At 72.9% G+C, this 2,579-nt stretch carries 4 protein-coding genes; 2 read left to right on the forward strand and 2 right to left on the reverse strand.

The window, feature by feature from the left end:
* Positions 1–40 precede the first annotated feature (40 nt).
* Complete coding sequence (locus AB0O00_RS35260; RefSeq protein WP_363658789.1) at positions 41–247, forward strand: hypothetical protein; 207 nt, start codon at positions 41–43, stop codon at positions 245–247.
* Between the two features lie 33 nt (positions 248–280).
* Entirely contained in the window at positions 281–1,012 is a 732-nt protein-coding gene (locus tag AB0O00_RS35265) for a sulfite exporter TauE/SafE family protein (RefSeq protein ID WP_363658790.1), read from the forward strand.
* Between the two features lie 77 nt (positions 1,013–1,089).
* On the opposite strand, the gene AB0O00_RS35270 is transcribed toward AB0O00_RS35265, so the two are convergent.
* Both AB0O00_RS35270 and AB0O00_RS35275 read right to left on the reverse strand, forming a co-directional pair.
* Entirely contained in the window at positions 1,090–2,220 is a 1,131-nt protein-coding gene (locus AB0O00_RS35270; RefSeq protein ID WP_363658791.1) for an amidohydrolase family protein, read from the reverse strand.
* Between the two features lie 188 nt (positions 2,221–2,408).
* Positions 2,409–2,579: helix-turn-helix domain-containing protein (locus AB0O00_RS35275; RefSeq protein ID WP_363658792.1), on the reverse strand; the 171-nt coding region annotated here is incomplete at its 5' end.

Below are 2,579 nucleotides of genomic sequence, written 5' to 3' on the forward strand. Positions count from 1 at the left end.
GGGTCCGCCGGACCCGACCGCATCGCCAGGAGAGACGATCATGTCGCACGACCAGACCCCGGCCGTCCCGGTTCCGACCCCGGCGGAGCCCGCCGCACAGCCCGACCCCGTCGGCCCGGTCCTGGACGTCCGCGTCGGGGGGATCCGCCTGACGCTGGAGGTGCCGGCGCGCCTCCACCTCCTGGCGTCCGGCCTGATCACCTCCGGGACCGCCGCGGCCCTCGGGTACCTGCTCGCAGCGCGCTGACCTGGTGTACTTCCGGAGGTGAGAGGAGGGGGCATGGGGAGTGGCTGGGGTTTCGCGGCGCTGCTGGGTGCGGTCGTGCTGGTGGGGGCGTCCGTGCAGCGGCTGGCGGGGATCGGGTTCGCGCTCGTGGCGGCGCCGGCGCTGGTCCTGATGCTGGGCCCGGGCGGCGGGGTGACGCTGGCCAACTGCGCCTCGGCCGCGATCAGCGCCGTCGGGCTGGCCGGGAATTGGCGGCAGGTGCGGGTCGCGGAGATGGTACCGCTGATCGCGGCTGCCGTCTGCACCGTGCCCGCCGGGTCCTGGGTCGCCGGGCGGGTGTCGCCGACGGTGCTGCTCATCGGGATCGGCGCCCTCGTGAGCGCGGCGGCGCTGCTGGTGCTCGGCGGTGTCCGGGCGTCCTCGCTGCGGGGTGTGCGCGGCGCGGTGGTGGCGGGCGCGGCGAGCGGGTTCATGAACGCGGCGGCCGGGGTGGGCGGTCCGGCGATCTCGCTCTACGCGCTCAACACCGGCTGGAGCGCTCGGCAGTTCGTCCCGAACGCGCAGCTGTACGGGCTCCTCGTGAACGCCGTGTCGATCGCGGCCAAGGGCCTGCCGCACCTGACCGCGCCCGCCTGGTCGTTGGCGGCGCTCGGGATCGCGGGCGGCTCCGTGGTCGGGAAGGTGCTGGCGGAGAGGGTGCCGGAGGGCCGGGCCCGGCTGGTGGTGCTGGGCCTGGCCCTGGCCGGCGGGGTCGTCACGCTCGCAAAGGGCCTGTGGGGGCTCTGACGTCGGGCGTGGGGGTGTGGGGGCTCTGACGTCGGGCGTGGGGGTGCGGGGGCTCTTGGGAGTGCGGGGCTCCGACGTCAGGCGTGGGGGTGCGGGCGGGAGCGGCAGATGCGCGGCGCCTCGTCCTTGAGTCCCAGCAGCGCGAAGTAGTTCTGGCCGAGGGCGATGTCCCGGAAGGCCTCGTTGCCGAGGGCGCGGTTGATCCGGCTGGTGACCTCCAGCTCCTGTTCGTAGACCGAGTAGTCCTTGTTCCGGGCGGCCACGAAGTCCGTTCCGGTGATCGCCCGGGTGGGGTGGCGGTCGAGGAGGGCCGCGTACTTCTCGCGGACGCCGGGCCGGCTGAAGTACAGGTCCTCCAGGACGCGCCAGCTGAGGTCGAGCGTCAGGTTCGGGTGGTCGTCGAGGAGCCGGTCGAGGATGCGGATGTGCTCGTCGGGGTCGAGGGTGCCGAGCTCCTTCGACAGCCCCATGTGCGCCCACACGATCTTGTTGTCCGGGTACTGGGTGAGGATCTGCTCCATCAGGTGCAGGTACTTGGTCGGCTCCGCGTCGTTGCCGAGGTCCGAGTGGAAGGTGACGGGGATGCCGCGGTCCCGGTACACCTCCATGAACGGGCCCCAGTTGGCGATGTCGTCGCTGTCCGCCGGTTCGGCCTGGTTGGGGAACAGGGCCTGCTTGACGACGTTGACCTCGCCGGCCCACGTGAACATCCCCGGGAACTCGCGGTCGTAGAGCGCGATGCCGGCGGGGACGGTCTCGGGGTGGTGCAGGTCCATGAAGGTCATCGAGAGCGTGAGGTGCGGGTCGTCGGGGTGCTGCTCGCGGAAGTTCTCGGCGTTGACGACGTCGTTGCGGATGCTGGGCCGCACCGGGGTGCCGGGGCAGTCGAGGTAGTACGTGCAGTCGGAGTCGGCGGGCAGGACCTGCCCGATGCCGAACATGTTCGCGTAGCGCACGCCGCTCTTGCGCAGGTAGTCGGTCATCTCCTCGAAGGGGATCGCCCGCCCGCCGAAGGGGCGGAAGTGGAGGTGGCTGTCGACCACCGAGGTGTAGGGCTGTTTGGCCCGGTCGAAGCAGGCCCGGGCCGCGAGGGCCTGCCCGGCTCCGGCCGGGGAGACGACGACGGCCATCGCGGCGGCCGAGACGGCGATGGCGGTGAGGGGTCTGTTGCTGCGGAGGGATCTGTTGGTCCGGAGGGTCTTCTTCATGGGGGCGCCTCCCGTGGCGGGCGGTCGGCGCTCGGCGCCGACTCGGAGAGCAACTCTGGGGGGCCAGGTTGACCCGGCGGGTCGTCAGCCGGTGCCGCTTGGACGGGTGTCGACGCGGCCCGCCGCTCGAACGGGCGCGGGGAGGGGGCCATTGGAGCGGGTGCGAACCAAGGGCGTCCGCCGGCGGATCAGCGCTGGGCGCGGCGGAAGCCGCCCGGGGTGTGGCCGGTCTCGCGGGTGAAGAACTTGCCGAAGTTGGTGGGCTCGCCGAAGCCGAGGCTGCGGCCGATCGCCGCGACGGGCAGGTCGGTGTGCGCGAGGAGGCGCTGGGCCTGCAACGCGACGCGGGCGTCGGCGAG

Origin of the sequence: Kitasatospora sp. NPDC093558, from assembly GCF_040683475.1 — a bacterium.
Classification (GTDB): domain Bacteria; phylum Actinomycetota; class Actinomycetes; order Streptomycetales; family Streptomycetaceae; genus Kitasatospora.

What these genes read in the sequence shown, in the direction of transcription:
- AB0O00_RS35260 (WP_363658789.1), top strand. Translation starts at nt 41, where the DNA reads ATGTCGCACGACCAGACCCCGGCCGTCCCGGTTCCGACCCCGGCGGAG.
- AB0O00_RS35265 (WP_363658790.1), top strand. Translation starts at nt 281, where the DNA reads ATGGGGAGTGGCTGGGGTTTCGCGGCGCTGCTGGGTGCGGTCGTGCTG.
- AB0O00_RS35270 (WP_363658791.1), bottom strand. Translation starts at nt 2,220, where the DNA reads ATGAAGAAGACCCTCCGGACCAACAGATCCCTCCGCAGCAACAGACCC.